This is a genomic window from Pseudomonas sp. MHK4 (assembly GCF_054600775.1).
The window spans coordinates 113,952-128,702 of sequence record NZ_BAAIAK010000015.1 but is presented as its reverse complement, the minus strand read 5'-3'; the positions used below and the strand labels follow the sequence as shown (position 1 = coordinate 128,702).

Here is a 14,751-nt window from a genome sequence, read left to right as displayed (position 1 = left end):
GGTTAGTTTTCCTTATCATTTCATATTTATTATTAATTTTTATTTGCAGAGTAATACTCTCAAGATGGGACCAACGCAATCGGAGGTTCCCATGGCACTGCAACCCTACAGAAACTACATTGGCGGCAACTGGCGCGAAGGCCCGGATCTAATCGCCAACCAAAGCCCTTCGGACGTCGAAGACCTGATTGGGCATTACCACCAGGCCAGCGCCGAACAGACCCTGGACGCCATCGCGGCCGCCCGTGACGCCCAGCCGCAATGGGCGGCCAGCGGCCTGGAACAGCGCCAGCAGATCCTGATGGCCATCGGCAACGAGCTGATGGCGCGCAAGGAAGAACTCGGCGAACTGCTCTCCCGTGAAGAAGGCAAGCCACTGGCCGAGGGCATCGGCGAAGTCCATCGCAGCGCGCAATTCTTCCACTACTACGCCGCCGAAGTGCTGCGCCAGATGGGTGAGACGGCTGCCTCGGTTCGCCCCGGGATCGACATCGAAGTCCATCGCGAACCCGTCGGCGTGGTCGGCATCATTACCCCGTGGAACTTCCCGATGGCCACCGCCGCCTGGAAGATCGCCCCGGCCCTGGCCTTCGGTAACGCCGTGGTGTTCAAGCCGGCCAACCTGGTGCCCGCCAGCGCCTGGGCACTGACCGAGATCATCAGCCGCCAGGCCCTGCCCGCAGGCACCTTCAACCTGCTGATGGGCAGCGGCAGCGTGGTCGGCGAAAGCCTGATCCAGTCGGCCGATATCGATGCGCTGACGTTCACCGGCTCGCTGCAGACCGGCCGCCGCGTCGCGGTCGCCACCGCCGGCAACCTGGTGCGCTGCCAACTGGAGATGGGCAGCAAGAACGCCCTGGTGGTACTCGACGATGCCGACCTCGACATCGCCGTCGAGTGCGCACTGAACGGTGCCTTCTTCGGTACCGGGCAAAAGTGCACCGCCTCCTCGCGCCTGATTGTCTGCGACGGTATCCATGACCGATTCGTCGAGGCATTGGTCGCGCGCATGCGGAAGTTGAAGGTCGGCCATGCCCTTGAATCCGGGGTGCAGATCGGCCCGGTCGCCGACGCCCGGCAACTGGAACAGAACCTCCATTACCTGCACCTGGCCAAGGAAGACGGCGCGACGCTGGTCGAAGGCGGCGAGTTGCTCACCCTGGAACCGGCCGGGCACTACATGCGCCCCGCGCTGTTCACCCATACCACCAACCAGATGCGCATCAATCGCGAAGAAGTGTTCGGGCCGATTGCCTGCGTGATCCGGGTCAATGATTACGAGCAAGCCCTGGCGGTGCTCAACGACACCGAATACGGCCTGACCGCCGGGATCATCACCCAGTCGCTGCGTCATGCCAGCGATTTCAAGCGCCGCGCCCGCACTGGTTGCGTGATGGTCAACCTGCCCACCGCCGGCACCGATTACCACGTGCCGTTCGGCGGCCGCAAAGCCTCCAGCTTCGGCCCGCGCGAGCAAGGGCAATACGCCCGCGAGTTCTACACCGTGGTCAAGACCACCTACGTGCGACCTTGAACGGGAGATCACCATGCACGACTTATTGATGATCGATGGCCTGCAATACTCCAACTGGAACGAGGAGATTTTCCGCCAGATGCAGGCCGGCGGCCTGAGCGCGGTCCACGCCACCATCGCCTATCACGAAAACGCCCGGGAAACCCTGTCGCGTATCGGCGAATGGAACCGCCGTTTCGAAACCTGGCCCGAGCTGATCCGTCCGGTGCGCGAAGCCTCGGACATTCGCCTGGCGCATCAGGAAGGCCGCGTCGGGATTTTCTTCGGCTTCCAGAACTGCTCGCCCATCGAAGACGACATCAGCCTGGTCGAGGTCTTCCGCCAGCTCGGCGTGTTGATCATGCAACTGACCTATAACAACCAGAGCCTGCTGGCCAGCGGCTGTTATGAAACCGAAGACAACGGCATCAGCCGCTTCGGCCGTCAGGTCATCCGCGAGATGAACCGCGTCGGAATGCTCATCGACATGTCCCACAGCGCCGAGCGCAGCACCCTGGAAGCCATCGAGCTGTCGAGCCGGCCGGTGATCGTCTCCCACGCCAACCCGTCGAGCTTCCATGCCGCCAAACGCAACAAGTCCAATGCCGTGCTGCGCGGGATCGCCGAATCCGGCGGCCTGCTCGGTTTCAGCACCTACCCGTTCCACCTCAAGGGTGCGTCGGGCTGCAGCCTGGCATCGTTCTGCGACATGGTCGCCAGCACGGCCGAACTGATGGGCGTGGAGCACATCGGCATCGGCACCGACCTGTGCCAGCAACAACCCCTGCAAGTGCTCGAATGGATGCGCAACGGGCGCTGGAGCAAAGACAAGGATTACGGCGAAGGATCGAAGGACAACGCCCACTGGCCGTCACCGCTGCAATGGTTCCGCGACAGCCGGGATTTCCCGGTCATCGCCCAGGGCCTGCGCGACCGTGGCTTCGCCGAGGACGAGGTACGCAACATCATGGGACTCAACTGGTTGCGCCTGCTGGAAAGCGCGACCACCGCGCAACACTGACCCCGTTCCAAACCGTGAGGACAGCATGAAAAATAACAACAATAACCTCCCGTTCATCTCCCCGACCGGCGATGCACAGCCCTTGGCGCGTATTTTGGAGGCATCATGAAAACCACCACTGCACTGCAAGCCGACAGCCAGGCGCTCGAAGCCAAGGCGCCGAAAAAAGACATCGACTGGCCGCTGTTTTTGATCAGTGGCGGCTTCCTCGGCGCCTTCCTGATCGCCGCGCTGGTCGACATCGAGGGCGTGTCGCTGCTGGTCAACACGCTGTTCGCCTGGTCGACGAAATTCTTCGGCCTGTACTGGCAGGTCCTGATGCTGGCGACCTTTGCCATGAGCCTGTTCATCTGCTTCAGCAAGTGCGGGCGGGTTCGCCTGGGCGGCGTTGATCAGCGTCCCGATACCAGCACCTTCAACTGGATCGCGGTGATCATGTGCGCCCTGCTCGCCGGCGGTGGAGCCTTCTGGGCGGCGGCGGAACCGATGATGCACTTCGCCAGCCCGCCACCGCTGTTTGCCGGGATGCAAGCGCACACCGAGGCCGCTGGCCACGCTGCGCTCGCGCAATCCTTCGTGCATTGGGGCTTCCTGGCCTGGGCGGTGCTGGGCAGCCTGCTCGCCATCGTCTTGATGCATCTGCACTACGACAAGGGTTTGCCCCTGGCACCGCGCACCTTGCTCTATCCACTGTTCGGCGAACGCGCGATCAAGGGGCCGATTGGCACCCTGGCCGACGCCACCTCGATCATCGCGGTGGTCGCCGGCACCATCGGCCCGATCGGTTTCCTCGGTCTGCAGATCAGCAGCGCGTTGCACTCGGTGTGGGGCATTCCCAATGACCTGGTGGTGCAGTCGATCACCATCGTACTGGTCACGGTGATGTACACCATCTCCTGCCTGGTCGGGCTCGAGGGCATCCGCTTCGTCAGCGGGATCAACGTCTGGCTGATGATCGGCCTGGCCGTGTTCATGGTGCTGCTGGGGCCCACCGCGTTCATCCTCGGCGGTTTCCCCACGGCGTTTGCCTTGCACATCGAACAGTTCATCCCGATGACCCTGTTCCGTGCCGATCCGAAATGGCTGGACTGGTGGACGGTGTTCTACTGGGGCTGGTTCATCGGTTACGCGCCAATGGTGGCGCTGTACGTGGCGAAGATTTCCCGGGGCCGGACCATCCGCGAGGTGATCATGACCCTGTCGATCATCGCCCCGCTGGTGACCATGTTCTGGTTCACCATCGTCGGTGGCGCCGGCATCGGCATGGAATTGCAGACCCCGGGCATCGTCACCGCCCATGGCGCACAACCGGAAGACCTGCTGTTGGGCGTGACCCAGAACCTGCCATGGGGTGGACTGATCTCGGCGCTGTTCCTGTTCCTGAGCTTCATTTCGGTGGCCACCAATGGCGATGCCATGGCCTTCACCGTGGCGATGGCCATGTCCGCAAACGACAAGCCCAAGGCATGGCTGCGCGCCTTCTGGGCAATCGGCATGGGCCTGGCCGCCGTGGTGCTGATCACCATTGGCTCGGGCGGGGTCACCGCGCTGCAATCCTTTATCGTAATTACCGCCGTACCGGTTTCACTGCTGATCCTGCCATCGCTCTGGGATGCCCTGCGCATCGCCCGGCAGATGGCTCGCGAACAGGCAGTCTGATGATGAACAGTCCAGGAATCGCAATGATGTCGCACACCGACACAGACACCTCTTCGGCCCTTCGCCCTGCCGCCCGGGTCATGGACCTGGAACGGCTGGGCAGTCACTTCCAGAGCCGCCTGAGTTTCGTGCGCAGCAGCATGCGCAAGATGATGAACGAGCAATGGCGCATCGAGCGCACCCGCTTCGATCTCGACGCCGAGGGTTTCGGCACCGCGATCTACCGGATCGACACTGCCAGTGCCCACTATCACTGCGTGATTTTCTCGATGTACCTGCCGCCGGAAAAACGCAGTGACCGGGTCATTGCCGATCAATGGGACGTCAGCTTCGTGCTGCTGGCCGGCGATGTCGACGAGCCGCAACTGGCCGACTTGCGGCGCAACGTGCCGTTGCAGGAAGCCGGGCGTTTCGATGCGCGGGTGCTGGTGCTGTCACGGGCCAACCGCAGCCTGCGCAATTTCGAGCGTTTCCTCGGGGCGCTGGCCGAAGGGTGTCAGCCAGACCCACGGCAACTGGCCGAGGTCGGCTACCTGTATCGCACCACCGCCGTGTACGGCAACGGCAAGTTCGGCATCGCCGACTTCAGTGGCCTGCAGGGCAATGCCGACTTCACCCAGCCGTTCAGCGCGCAGATGTTCACCGTATACCTGCTGCGCCATTTCAGCATAGAGCAGATCGAACACATGGCCCGGGCGCGCAATCCGCAACGGGCGGTCGGGCTGGACATCGAGCTGCAACGTTACCTGGGGGTCGGCAACTCCACGGGGTTGGGCATGGCGCCCTTCCTGATCAACCATCCGCAGCTGGTCGACCAGTGGGTGCGGGCCCGGGAAAGCGCACTGGCGCTGGTTTCAGCGCAACCGGCTGACCTGCCCCGGGTGCAGCGTTTCCAGGGGCTGTTGCAGCGGGCTCGCCAGCACCTGCAACAGACCCGCACCGAGGACCAACGGCAAAGTGCAATTGACCGGCAGACCCTGGCCGACCTCGATCAATTGAGCCCGTGGTTCGCCGGTCAAGCCCTGAGCGCCGACCTGTGGTCACGATTGCAGGTCTGGGCCGAGTTGAACGCAGGCCTCGGCTGCCAGGAATTGCTGGTCAGCCTGCTGCTGGAGCTGTACCCCGAACAGGTCGACCCGCTGGCCGGGCAGATGTCGGTCAACGAGGGCTTTCGCCTCAACGCCGAGATGCCGCTGGACGCGCTGTGCAGCCTGATCGAAACCCGCTACCGCTGGGCCCTCGACTACGATCTTGAAGGGGCCGAGGCCAACCACTTCTTCTGGTATCGCTCGGCGGAAAAGGAAGAACCGCGCCTGGGGGAGCGCGCCATGGAACCGGGCGCGGAAAAGGAAATGCAACTGGGGATCGCCCACAATATCCAGCGTTGCCACCGCGCCTTGCTGGCCTACCGCGAACGGCACCCGCAGCAATTGACCGCGCATTTTTTGCTCGCGCAGCCGTCGTTCAAAGGCACCGTGTGCCGGTTGCAGGGCATGGCCCGCTGCGCCTTCGGGGAAATTCGCGCCAACCTGATGGACCGCAGCATGCTGCCGATCCACCTGCTGCGCTGCAAGCTGGCGTTCTTCGGCGCGGGCAAGTTCGACCCCAAGTCCAGCCGCTGGGTGCGCATCACCTTGTTCCAGGGGGCTCCGCTGGTCAGTGAGATTGGCCAGCCGTTCGCCGATGACTGGAATTTCGCGGTGATGCCGACACTCGCCACCGCTGCCGGAGAACACTGATATGCGCGTCTCGCTCAATGAAATCCAGGTGATCTGCCGCAAGGCCTTCGAGGGTCTTGGCTTCGCTCACGGCGATTGCGAAGACGCCGCCGAGATGATCGCCCGCCTGCAACTGCAAGGCCTCGATGGCATCGGCGCGTTGAAAAAGGCCCTGGCGTACCTGCACGACGAAGTCGATCGCCCCATCGACACCTGCTACGAAGACGCCGCGCAGCTGACCCTCGACGCCCACGGCCAGAGTGTCTTGCGTTGCGCCGCCCAGGCGGTCGAGCTGGGTGTCGCCAAGGCCTTGCGTGGCGGCAGTGCGCTGATTCGCATCCGCCATTGCCATAACCGCATTCTGCTGCTCGGTTACCTGGCGCGCTGCACGGCAGAGGCGCTGAATTTTTGCGTCTATTGGCGCGATGCGCGCCAGGAGCTGGTCGCCACGATTAGCGCCGGGCAAACCTGCCCGACCCTGCGGGTGTACGACCTGCCGCAACCGGCGCAGAGCGACGAACAAAGTATCAATGTGCTGATTTCCCGGCACTTCACGCTGCTGCCGCGACTGAGTGCCGAGGATGACGTGCCTGTTGCCCACCCGCAGGCCGCTGAGGGGCTGGTGGTCGACGACGAGGTCTGGGGCCAGCTGAAGAAACTGGGCGAGCGGGTGCTGGTGGAAAGCACCGAGGAGTCGCGTCGGCGCGGTGCTGGCGAAAGCAGCGATACCCAATAGATTTTCAATGCATCAGGAATCAATCAATGAAACACGCAATCAAGACCGACCTTTTCGCCTCGCGCGCACCACTGGAATGGGCGGTGGTCGGCGACGGCACGCTGTACACGGCGCAGATCCCCATTGACCGCGAGGGCCAGGTGGTCAGTGGCGGCATCGAGGCGCAAATCCGGCAGACCCTGGACAATCTGCGCCATACCTTGCAAGCCGCTGGCAGCACGCTCGACGCGGTGACGCAGGTGCTGATCTATGTCACCGACCGCAGTTACCTGGCGACGGTGAACGCGATCTATGCCGAGTATTTCCAGGCGCCCTACCCCAACCGCGCCGCCATCGTCGTGGCCGGGTTGGCGCGGGAGGAGATGCTGGTGGAACTGGTGGTATATGCCTGCCTTGACCAGCCTGCGAAGACGGCCTGACAGCCAACCCATCTCTCCCGGATATACCCGATCTACTGTAGGAGCGAGCCTGCTCGCGAAGAACCTGAGAGCACCGCGCGGTGTCAGGGTCCCCGCGTCATCGTTGACCTCCATCGCGAGCAAGCTCGCTCCTACAGGGCCCGCCTCCCAGAATCACTGCCAGCCAAACCCATACCCTTCATCGGATCCATCACCCCCGACATTAAAACCCCTCCCCCTTGAACCTTGTCCCAAGACGCCAGTCTTAGACGGGCATTTTCCTCCTCCCAACGTCGTCATCTCATCAGAGCTGTCCGCACCATGCGCCCAACCGCCCTCGCCTTGCGCTTCACTTCGCTGTGCCTGTTGACCTCGCTGCCCCTGATCGCCCCCCCCGCCCACGCCGGTGCGGAACGTCAACTGGTGGAAGCCATCAACGATTATCGAGCCCACCCGGAAGATTGCGCACGGCGTCCCGCCCAACGCCTGTCGCCGCTGGCCCTGAAGTCGAGCCTGGCCTTGCCGATCGGCTACGGCGGCGGCTTGCGGGATCGTTTGAAAGCATCCGGGTACCAGGCCGTGACGGTGCGATCCATTCGCGTGGTGGGTGCGCAGGATGCCGACGAGGCTTTCGAGATGCTGCAGGGTGACCATTGCGCCGCCTTGCTGGACAACCAGTACGCCGACATTGGCGTCACTCGCAGTCGTGGTGAATGGCAGGTGGTGCTGGCGCGGCCGGTGCTGGACAGTCAGGTGAGCGATCCGCGTAGTGTCGGCAAGACCCTGCTCGCGCAGGTCAATGCCGCCCGGGCCAAACCGCGCCTGTGCGGTCGCCAGCGCTTCGCCGCCGCGCGGCCATTGGCCTGGAACGCCAGCCTCGGCGCTGCGGCGCAAGGGCACAGCAAAGCCATGGCCTACGGCAACTACTTCGCCCACCAGGACCCCGATGGCGACACCGCTGCCGACCGGGCCAGGGCCGCCGGTTTTCGTGGCCGGCAGATCGGCGAAAACATCGCCGCCGGCCAAGGCTCACCGAACAAGGCCATGGCCGGTTGGCTGGCAAGTCCCGGGCATTGCGCCAACCTGATGAACCCGATGTTCACCCAGGTTGGTGCGGCTTTTGCGACGGATGCGCGCAGTGACGAGGGGGTTTACTGGACGATGATGTTTGGCGCGCAATGAGCGGCCAATCATCGAACGGTTATTTGACCAGCCTGGTTTCCCGCGACGGTCGATAACCGAAATAGGCGCTGTAGCACTTGCTGAAGTGGCTGGGTGAAACGAAACCGCAGGCCACCGAGACTTCCACGATGGTCAGCGTGGTGTGCTGCAGCAATCGACGCGCTTCGGTGATGCGCAAATCCATGTAGTAGCGCTGGGGCGTGGTGCCCAACTGCTCCTTGAACAGGCGCTCGATCTGCCGGCGCGAGCGACCGGCGTACAGACAGAGTGCCTCCATCTCCAGCGGCTCCTCCAGATTGGCGTCCATCAGGTTGACCACCTCCCTCAGCGGGCCACTGACGGAGACATTCAATGTCGGCTTGATGCGCCGGTAGCGGGACGCTTCGAACGCCAGGATATCTTCGATGCCGTCAGTCAACGCCTTGTCATGCAAGCCCCTGATCCATTCCAGGGCCATGTAGAAGGTCCCCGTCGGACTGGACGCCGTCAGGCGGTCGCGATCCACCACGTAGGCTTCGCTGGTGACCTGGGTGAGCCTGGCGATTTCCGCCAGCGCCGGACGATGCTCCGGGTGAATGGCGCAGCGGTAGCCGTCGAGCAAACCGGCCTGGCCGAGAAACCAGGCGCCGTTCCATACTCCGGCCAGCTTGACGCCCGACTCGGCCGCCCGGTGCAAGAGGTCGATCAACCCGTCGTGGGCCTTGAGGGCCGTACGGTAGCCTCCGCAGATCACCAACAAGTCCAGGTCCTGGATCGCCTCGAGACTGAGGCAGGCATCGGGGCGTATGACCAGGCCCAGGTCGCTGATCACTTCCCCTTCGGTCAAGCCGAAAGTCTTGGTCGAAAACAGCTCGGGCCGCAGCAGGTTCGCCGTGACAATCGTGTCGAGGGCCTGGGTGAACGCCGGCAACGAGAAGTGCTCCAACAGCAGGAACCCCGCCCGGGCGCGGACTGACTGGCCTTCATGCTCATTGAGGTAGCGAAGGTTCTTGCCCTTCATGGCACCGCTGAACTGACGTCGTTCTACCAACGCTCGCCTCGCTTCGTCGTGTTGACGGACATGTGATCCAACGCCTTGATACCTGTTACCCCTGGCGGCCAAAAACAGCGCACGCCGGCGAACCGCTCGGCGCGTGCACTGTTTACGCCACTTGAAACCGGTGAGCAAGCGGGGCTTTTATTGCAAGGGTGAAAACGGCGCTGGCAGGTAAATCGTAGAGCGCATGTCCCGCAGTTGCGGGCCGGAGTTTTCCGGCGGCCAAACACCGTCGGCTACCGCCTGGGTGCGTACCTGCTGACGCTGTTGCAGGGTGGTCCACGGCCAGATATGCAGGTAGCGCGGCAGATCGCCGTCGGTGGCGTAGAAGGCCGCATACACGGGCGAATACGGTGCACGGGTGCGCGGTTCAATCGCCTTGCGCCAGCCATCGAGGGTCGGTTGCAGGCCACTGCTGATCAGATCGTAGACGCGCATCTCGTAGTATGGGCCATGCGTGCCGGCACTCAAGGGCTCAAGGAAGGGAAACAGGCTGTAGTTTTCGATGCGCAGATCGGTAATGAACTCGCCGAGGCCAAACACGTCCCCGCCCAGCAAAAAGCGCTCGCGCTCCGCTTGCCGCAGACGTTCGTCTGCATAGCCACGCAGCACGGCAATCTGGTTCAACTGGCCAAGCTCCGACACCCAGCAGCCCATCAACTGGCCACCGACGGCCGGGCTATCGAGCGCCACCTCGATACGCATCAGCGCGTCGGCAACGGTGCGTACCCGCACGGTAAAAGTAATCAATTCGAAAAAACGCATAACGACTCCGGCAATGGTCAGCGGGTGCACAGCCTATGCCAGTGTCCGCGGGTGAGATATTGAGATGAACAGCCTTACCCTAGGTAGTTTCTTTAGCGCAGGGCGTCCTGCTCACGCAGAGCACCCTTCTCGCCTGAGTCAGGTGCGACGCTTCATGACGGGCGCCGCACCGCCCTCACCCGCCCGCTGCTGCCACCGCCACAGAAAAACCGCTCGCCACCGTCGGACTCAAGCCCTGAAACCCCGATGCCGTCCGGCATCTTGACGCTCTCGAGTACCTCGCCGGTTTTCGCGTCGATGCGGCGCAGTTCGCTCTCGTCGCCCTCCCACGTACCATGCCACAGGGCCCCCTCGACAAAGGTCACGCCCGTGACAAAGCGGTTCGATTCGATAGTGCGCAGAATCTTGCCGCTCTCGGGATCGATCCGGTGGATCTTGCGCTCCCGGTATTGCCCCACCCACAGCGAGCCTTCGGCCCAGGTCAGGCCCGAATCGTTGCCGCCGCCGGGGGCGGGAATGGTCGAGATTACCCGACCCGTTTGCGGATCGATTTTCTGGATACGGTCTTCAGCGATCTGGAACAGGTACTGGCCATCAAACGCTGTACCGGCATGGGCGGCGACGTCGATCGAGCGCAACATCCGGCCGCTTTGCGGGTCGAGGGCATGGAGTTTTCCGGTCGTTGCAAACCACACCTTTTCACCGTCCCAGGTGACGCCATGTACATCATCGACATCGGTAAACGGACCATATTCACGCAGGATTTCGGCGGCTGACTGTTTCATTTCGGTGTTCCTCCAAAGGGGTTGGTGGAATCATCCTAGCCACCGGGCAGCGGAACGGGGAGTAACAAGGTCGTCGCGAAACCGGGCACCGGCGGAGTCAGCCAGCGCCGTGCCCGCCCCTGTCCGAACGACTGCACCTTGCCCTTTTCTGCCAGCGATTCGAGCGCGCGCTGCACACCGCGCTGGCTGCTGCCCAACGCCAGGGCCAGGGCCGAACTCGACCAGGACTCGCCGTCGCCCAGCAATGCGAACACCGCGGCGTACTTGTCTTCGACCGGTGGCGCGAGCAGCACCACCTGGGGTGAAACCTGCGCCACCAGGGCAAAGCCACGGCGAGTCGCATGGATGCCGGCCAGGGGTTTGAGCGCGGCACGCAAGCGGCCGATTTCGACCCGCAACCGGGCGCGATGGGATTCATCGCTGAGTTTCAGGCGAAACGCCTTGGCAATCAGGATTTCCCTGGGCACATCGGCCGGCCAGGCTTCGGCCAGAGTCCGCGCGAGGGTGAACAGGATCGGACGCTTCGCCAACGCGACCGACATGCCCGAACCCCGCACCACGTTTCGACAGGCATCCACCACCAGTGCGGTCGAGGCCAGCAACGCCTCCACTTCGTCGAGCAACACCGGTCGCTCAGTGCCATGGCTGATCAGGCGAGCGGCGGGGCTATCGAGCAGGTGCTGCGCGCTTTCGACTTCCGCCAACAGCGCGGGAATGCCGGCCTGTTGTGCGGCGAGTTCCGCCCGGGCCAAGGCAGCACGCGCCGCCTGGGCTTGCAAATGGCGCATGGCGATCCCCGCCGACACCAGTTCATGGGTGGCCCGCAGGGGCGGTGGCAAGGTGGCCGGGGCAAGCTGCGCGAGTTGCTCCTGAGCCTGATCAAGCTGGCCGATCAACAACAGACGGCGGATCTGCAGATAGCGCGCATGGGCCGCGTTCACCCGATCATCGTGAGCCTCCAGGGTGAGCCGCGCCGCCTCGAGGGCCTTGACCGGCCAGCCGAGGTCGCGGGACGCCAGTGCGATCTCGGCCTCGGCGACCACACAGCGCGCCCGCGCCAGCGCCTCTTGCGGCCCGAACGCCCGCGCCGCCCGGCGCACCAGCGCCTTGGCCCGCACCAGATCACCCAGTTGCGCCATGGCGATGCCGCGCAGCGCCAGCGCCGGTGCATCGTCGCGCAGCGCGACCCGGTCCAGCGCCCCCAGCGGATCCCCCGCGGCCAGCGCCTGCGCGGCGGCGGTGATCATCGAGTCCATTGCAATCCAGCCACGCCTGTCACCCCTGTCGAGATAGCCCTCCTGATGAGTCTATATCACGACCAGGCCAACGCATCCGGCACGCATACCACACCGTCGAACAGCAGGCGCGCGGTGCGCATCAAGCCACATCCTGCCAACACACCGTCCCGCAGACGCAGCTCAACGCTGAATTCACCCGTGGGGTGCTCGACCTGAAGACGCTTCACCTCGCCCTCGTCGACCCGGGCGATACCCGCCGCCACGCTGCCCTCGATCAGGCAGGCAACCGCCACGCTAACTGCGCCGAACACGCCGATGCTGGTGTGGCAGCGATGGGGAATGAAGGTGCGGGTGCTGAGCGCCCCGCCTGCCTGTGCCGGCGCAATCAGGCACATCTTCGGCACGTTGCGCTGGGCCACCTCGCCCAGGTTCATGCACGGGCCGGCCTGCAAGCGGATCGATTCGAGACGGGCCTTCAGCGCGCTGTCGGCATCGAGTTGCCCAGGGCTTTCATCGCCGCGCAGGCCGAGGTCGGCGGCGCGGATCAGCACCACCGGCATGCCGTTGTCGACACAGGTGACCTCGATGCCATCGAACACATCGACCACCTGGCCGGTGGGCAACAACGCACCGCAACTGGAACCGGCAACATCCTCGAACTCGACGATCAGCGGCGCGCCGCCACCGGGCACCCCGTCGATTCGCGCTTCACCGCTGTAGTTGACGGCACCGTGGGGCGTGGGCACATGGGCGACCGCTATCTGCCCGGTGTTCTCCATGAAAATGCGCACCGCGGTCACTTCGCCCCGGGCGGCTACCAGCCCGCGCTCGATGGCGAACGGCCCGACGCCGGCGAGGATGTTGCCGCAGTTCTGCCCGTAATCGACCCGCGGCTCATCCACCAGCACCTGGGCGAACAGGTAATCCACGTCGGCATCAACGCGCGCGGAGGGCTTGATGATCGCCACCTTGCTGGTCAGCGAATCGCCGCCTCCGATGCCATCGATCTGTCGCGCATCCGGCGAACCCATGGCCGCCAGCAGCACGCGATCTCTCAGCGCCGGCTGATCGGGCAAGTCGCCCGCGAGGAAGTAAGCGCCCTTGGACGTCCCCCCGCGCATCAACAGGCAAGGAATCCGAATCTGGCCCATGCTCAGTCTCCGAGTTCGTCGAGGCTGTCGACGTAGCGCAGGCCCTTTTGCGCCAGGCGCTCACGCATGTTGTAGATGTCCAGGCCCAACTCGCCATTGGCCAGGCGCTGGGCCTTGTGTTCTTCCAGGTCGGCGCGGGCACGACTGGCCTCGACCACTTGCGCGACTTCGGCGCGGCGCACGATGACCACGCCATCGTCATCGGCCACCACCACATCCCCCGGGTTGACCAGTTGACCGCCACACACCAGTGGCAGGTTGACCGAGCCGAGGGTTTCCTTGATCGTGCCCTGGGCATTGATGGCCCGGGACCAGACCGCAAAGCCCATCTCGCGCAAGGTGTGGGTGTCGCGCACCCCGGAATCGATCACCAGGGCACGCACGCCGTGGGCCTTGAGCGAGGTCGCCAGCAGGTCGCCGAAGTAACCGTCGGTGCACGGCGAACTGGGGGCAACCACCAGGATATCCCCCGGCCGGCACTGCTCCACCGCCACATGGAACATCCAGTTATCGCCCGGCGCGACCAGCACGGTCACCGCAGAACCACTGATCAGGGTGCCGCGCTGGATGGGTCTGATCGACGACGCCAGCAAGCCTTTGCGCCCCTGCGCTTCATGAATGGTCGCGACGCCGTAGCGTTGCAGCTCATCGACCAGCGCGCGCTCGGCCCGGGCGATATTGCGCACGACGATGCCGGTTTTTCCGATCAACTCGCTCATGCCAGGTTCTCCGTCACGCGCGGGAAGAGGCTTTGATAGCCTTCGCCATAAATGATGTCGCGGCTGGAGGTGATCCCGACGTTGCGCTTGGCTTGCACGCCGCGCTGCAGGGCGACGCGGGTGTAGTACTCCCATAGGTGTTCCTGGCCGGCCATGCACTGGATCGCGGCGTACTTCTTGTCCCAGACCTGGGTGATGTCCAGCAACACGTCGGGGCGCCATTCGCATTGCTCGGGCTGGTGCGGTTCGAAGCTGTAGACCGGTGGCGCGCCAACGATTTTCTCGCCCGGTTTGTAGCCTTCGGCCTGGGCGATGATGCGCGCCTCCTGGGTCAGGTTCATCGCCAGCGGGTGATCGTAGTTGTACGGGTCTTTGATCGAGTGGCTGAGGACGAACTCCGGCTGCACCCGGCGGAACACATCGGCGAGACGGAACAGGGTTTCCTTGTCCGCGCGCATCGGGTAGTCGCCGATGTCGAAGAATTCGACGCTGGCACCGAGGATATCGGCGGCGGCCTGGGCTTCTTCGCGGCGCGCGCCTTTGACTTTGTCTTCGCTCATCTGGCCCTTGCGCCACAACTTGGCGGACTCGCCGCGCTCGCCAAACGACAGGCAGACGATGTGCACGTTGTAGCCTTGTTGCGCATGCAGTGCGATGGCACCACCCGCGCGCCAGACGAAATCGGCAGAGTGAGCGCTGACCACCAGCGCGTTTTTCGGTGCGTTTTTCGGTGAATCGATCATTGCGGATACTCCTGCTGCGTTTCGAAAGAGCATCGCACCCAGACCCGCCAGCGGAGTAATGCGTTGCGCTGTTTCAGGTATGCGTTT

14 protein-coding genes and 1 pseudogene are annotated in these 14,751 nt (G+C 63.9%); 7 read left to right on the top strand and 8 right to left on the bottom strand.

The genetic code is table 11. The features are described 5' to 3' along the window. Positions 1 to 91 precede the first annotated feature (91 nt). The 6 genes from ACYP2Q_RS27630 (at position 92) to ACYP2Q_RS27605 (ending at position 7,066) form a co-directional block, all read left to right on the top strand. Positions 92 to 1,534: an aldehyde dehydrogenase family protein gene (locus ACYP2Q_RS27630; protein ID WP_459733377.1), complete on the top strand. Its 1,443-nt coding sequence runs from the start codon at positions 92 to 94 to the stop codon at positions 1,532 to 1,534. Between the two features lie 13 nt (positions 1,535 to 1,547). Continuing rightward, positions 1,548 to 2,534 carry a dipeptidase gene (locus ACYP2Q_RS27625; RefSeq protein WP_459733376.1) on the top strand — a complete coding sequence of 329 codons (987 nt, stop codon included), beginning with the start codon at positions 1,548 to 1,550 and terminating at the stop codon, positions 2,532 to 2,534. A 105-nt stretch (positions 2,535 to 2,639) separates the two neighbouring features. Further along, positions 2,640 to 4,193 (top strand): BCCT family transporter, encoded by a 1,554-nt coding sequence (locus ACYP2Q_RS27620; protein WP_459733375.1) that lies wholly within the window; start codon positions 2,640 to 2,642, stop codon positions 4,191 to 4,193. Positions 4,194 to 4,216: 23 nt separating this feature from the next. Next, a complete protein-coding gene (locus tag ACYP2Q_RS27615; RefSeq protein WP_459733374.1) occupies positions 4,217 to 5,932 on the top strand; it encodes a hypothetical protein in 1,716 nt (571 codons plus the stop codon). A gap of 1 nt (position 5,933) precedes the next feature. Then, on the top strand, positions 5,934 to 6,647 hold the full coding sequence (locus ACYP2Q_RS27610; protein WP_459733373.1) for a DUF3726 domain-containing protein: 714 nt from the start codon (positions 5,934 to 5,936) through the stop codon (positions 6,645 to 6,647). Between the two features lie 26 nt (positions 6,648 to 6,673). Then, complete coding sequence (locus ACYP2Q_RS27605) at positions 6,674 to 7,066, top strand: RidA family protein (protein WP_459733372.1); 393 nt, start codon at positions 6,674 to 6,676, stop codon at positions 7,064 to 7,066. A 24-nt stretch (positions 7,067 to 7,090) separates the two neighbouring features. Here ACYP2Q_RS27605 and ACYP2Q_RS27600 read toward each other — a convergent pair. Continuing rightward, positions 7,091 to 7,180 (bottom strand): annotated as a pseudogene (locus tag ACYP2Q_RS27600) (outer membrane lipoprotein carrier protein LolA); the annotation flags it as partial. Positions 7,181 to 7,366: 186 nt separating this feature from the next. Between ACYP2Q_RS27600 and ACYP2Q_RS27595 the strand changes: the two are divergent. Continuing rightward, positions 7,367 to 8,227: a CAP domain-containing protein gene (locus ACYP2Q_RS27595; RefSeq protein WP_459733371.1), complete on the top strand. Its 861-nt coding sequence runs from the start codon at positions 7,367 to 7,369 to the stop codon at positions 8,225 to 8,227. Between the two features lie 19 nt (positions 8,228 to 8,246). On the opposite strand, the gene ACYP2Q_RS27590 is transcribed toward ACYP2Q_RS27595, so the two are convergent. From ACYP2Q_RS27590 to galB, 7 genes are all read right to left on the bottom strand, one after another. Further along, the gene (locus ACYP2Q_RS27590; protein WP_459733370.1) at positions 8,247 to 9,257 is read right to left on the bottom strand and encodes a GlxA family transcriptional regulator; all 1,011 of its coding nucleotides are present in this window, start codon (positions 9,255 to 9,257) and stop codon (positions 8,247 to 8,249) included. Between the two features lie 147 nt (positions 9,258 to 9,404). Continuing rightward, complete coding sequence (locus ACYP2Q_RS27585) at positions 9,405 to 10,028, bottom strand: NIPSNAP family protein (protein ID WP_459733369.1); 624 nt, start codon at positions 10,026 to 10,028, stop codon at positions 9,405 to 9,407. A gap of 152 nt (positions 10,029 to 10,180) precedes the next feature. After that, the gene (locus tag ACYP2Q_RS27580) at positions 10,181 to 10,813 is read right to left on the bottom strand and encodes a Vgb family protein (RefSeq protein WP_459733368.1); all 633 of its coding nucleotides are present in this window, start codon (positions 10,811 to 10,813) and stop codon (positions 10,181 to 10,183) included. Between the two features lie 35 nt (positions 10,814 to 10,848). Further along, a complete protein-coding gene (locus ACYP2Q_RS27575) occupies positions 10,849 to 12,069 on the bottom strand; it encodes a helix-turn-helix domain-containing protein (protein ID WP_459733367.1) in 1,221 nt (406 codons plus the stop codon). Between the two features lie 56 nt (positions 12,070 to 12,125). Beyond that, entirely contained in the window at positions 12,126 to 13,202 is a 1,077-nt protein-coding gene (locus tag ACYP2Q_RS27570; RefSeq protein ID WP_459733366.1) for a 4-oxalomesaconate tautomerase, read from the bottom strand. Positions 13,203 to 13,204: 2 nt separating this feature from the next. Next, entirely contained in the window at positions 13,205 to 13,921 is a 717-nt protein-coding gene (locus ACYP2Q_RS27565; protein ID WP_459733365.1) for a 4-carboxy-4-hydroxy-2-oxoadipate aldolase/oxaloacetate decarboxylase, read from the bottom strand. Then, positions 13,918 to 14,664, bottom strand: a complete 747-nt coding sequence (galB, locus tag ACYP2Q_RS27560) for a 4-oxalmesaconate hydratase (protein ID WP_459733364.1) — start codon at positions 14,662 to 14,664, stop codon at positions 13,918 to 13,920. Before galB ends, ACYP2Q_RS27565 begins: the two co-directional genes overlap by 4 nt. Positions 14,665 to 14,751: the final 87 nt, after the last annotated feature.

Coding starts and splice junctions, on each gene's coding strand:
- ACYP2Q_RS27625 (WP_459733376.1), top strand. CDS start 1,548: ATGCACGACTTATTGATGATCGATGGCCTGCAATACTCCAACTGGAAC.
- ACYP2Q_RS27585 (WP_459733369.1), bottom strand. CDS start 10,028: ATGCGTTTTTTCGAATTGATTACTTTTACCGTGCGGGTACGCACCGTT.
- ACYP2Q_RS27615 (WP_459733374.1), top strand. CDS start 4,217: ATGATGTCGCACACCGACACAGACACCTCTTCGGCCCTTCGCCCTGCC.
- ACYP2Q_RS27610 (WP_459733373.1), top strand. CDS start 5,934: ATGCGCGTCTCGCTCAATGAAATCCAGGTGATCTGCCGCAAGGCCTTC.
- ACYP2Q_RS27605 (WP_459733372.1), top strand. CDS start 6,674: ATGAAACACGCAATCAAGACCGACCTTTTCGCCTCGCGCGCACCACTG.
- ACYP2Q_RS27630 (WP_459733377.1), top strand. CDS start 92: ATGGCACTGCAACCCTACAGAAACTACATTGGCGGCAACTGGCGCGAA.
- ACYP2Q_RS27595 (WP_459733371.1), top strand. CDS start 7,367: ATGCGCCCAACCGCCCTCGCCTTGCGCTTCACTTCGCTGTGCCTGTTG.
- ACYP2Q_RS27565 (WP_459733365.1), bottom strand. CDS start 13,921: ATGAGCGAGTTGATCGGAAAAACCGGCATCGTCGTGCGCAATATCGCC.
- galB (WP_459733364.1), bottom strand. CDS start 14,664: ATGATCGATTCACCGAAAAACGCACCGAAAAACGCGCTGGTGGTCAGC.
- ACYP2Q_RS27620 (WP_459733375.1), top strand. CDS start 2,640: ATGAAAACCACCACTGCACTGCAAGCCGACAGCCAGGCGCTCGAAGCC.
- ACYP2Q_RS27575 (WP_459733367.1), bottom strand. CDS start 12,069: ATGGACTCGATGATCACCGCCGCCGCGCAGGCGCTGGCCGCGGGGGAT.
- ACYP2Q_RS27570 (WP_459733366.1), bottom strand. CDS start 13,202: ATGGGCCAGATTCGGATTCCTTGCCTGTTGATGCGCGGGGGGACGTCC.
- ACYP2Q_RS27580 (WP_459733368.1), bottom strand. CDS start 10,813: ATGAAACAGTCAGCCGCCGAAATCCTGCGTGAATATGGTCCGTTTACC.